Origin of the sequence: Campylobacter showae CC57C, assembly GCF_000344295.2 — a bacterium.
Classification (GTDB): Bacteria; Campylobacterota; Campylobacteria; order Campylobacterales; family Campylobacteraceae; genus Campylobacter_A; species Campylobacter_A showae_B.
The window spans coordinates 1-1,294 of record NZ_AOTD01000104.1; the positions used below are offsets into that span (position 1 = coordinate 1).

The 1,294-nt window shown below is 50.5% G+C and carries 1 protein-coding gene; it reads left to right on the forward strand.

The annotated features are described in order from the left end of the window. The first annotated feature begins 167 nt into the window (after positions 1-167). Complete coding sequence (msrA, locus tag H740_RS04020; protein ID WP_002951560.1) at positions 168-1,280, forward strand: peptide-methionine (S)-S-oxide reductase MsrA; 1,113 nt, start codon at positions 168-170, stop codon at positions 1,278-1,280. Positions 1,281-1,294: the final 14 nt, after the last annotated feature.

Genomic DNA, 1,294 nt, shown 5'->3' on the forward strand with positions numbered 1-1,294 from the left:
CGACGTGAGAGGTGGCGACACTGCTTTGCTCTGCAAGCAAAGCGTCGCGTGGTTTGAAGGCAAATTAAGGATGCAGCTTTCGGTGCGTAAAATATAAAACCGTCAAATTTGAAGTCAAATTTGCCCGAATCAAATTTAGTCTAAAATTTAAGCCAAAAGGAGCGAAAATGCTTGGCAAAATGTTAAAAACAGCAGGAATAGTCGGCGCTTTGGCGCTATTTTTAGGTATATTTTTAAATTTACAAGGAGAACAGATGGATCATAAAACTAAGGAGTCTGCGGCTGCGAACAAAACGATCGTGCTAGCCGGCGGTTGCTTTTGGGGCACGGAGGCCTATCTCAAGCAGCTTCCGGGCGTGGTTAGCACCTACACGGCATACGCGAACTCAAAGGTGCCAAACCCTAGCTACGAGCAGGTCTGCACGGGCGATACGAACGCTGCTGAGGCCGTCTGGGTCGAATACGACGAGTACGTTATCGACTTGCCGCATTTGCTCAAATTTTACTTTAACACCATCGATCCGACCAGCCTAAACAAACAAGGCGGCGACCGCGGCACGCAGTACCGCACAGGTATTTACTACACCGATGCGGCGGACGAGCCGGCGATCAGAGCCTTTATCTCCGAGCAGCAAAAAAACTACAAAGCACCCATCGTAACGGAGGTCGCGCCGCTAGAAAATATCTATAAAGCCGAGGAGTATCATCAGGATTATCTGGACAAAAACCCGCACGGCTACTGCCACGTGACCTTTGAGAGTTTGCCTAAAAAGGGCGAAATTTTGAGCGACAAAAAGCGCGATATGAAGCAAAATCTGCAAAACTACAAAAACAAAGACGACGCGGCGCTAAAAAATGAGCTCAGCGCCATCTCCTACGAGGTCGTCAAACACGCCGCGACCGAGCGCCCGCACAGCAGCGAGCTAAACGCCGAGGAGCGCATCGGCATCTACGTCGATATCACAAATGGTCAGCCGCTTTTTAGCTCGTACGATAAATTTGACGCGGGCTGCGGTTGGCCGAGCTTTACGAAGCCGATAGATGCTAGCCTGATCGCCGAAAAGTCCGATCTGTCGCACGGCATGGTACGCACCGAGGTCAAAACCGCGATGTCAGACTCGCATTTGGGGCATGTATTTGACGATGGTCCGCGCGACAAAGGAGGGCTTAGATACTGCATCAACGGCGCCGCGCTGAGGTTTGTACCAAAAGATGAGATGGGGGAGCAGGGGTATGGGTATTTGATACCGTACCTCGACGCGCAGTATTCTAAAAAATAGCGGCTCGTTTTTTT

Excerpts from the sequence above, each read along its gene's own strand:
- msrA (WP_002951560.1), top strand. The coding sequence starts at position 168 with ATGCTTGGCAAAATGTTAAAAACAGCAGGAATAGTCGGCGCTTTGGCG.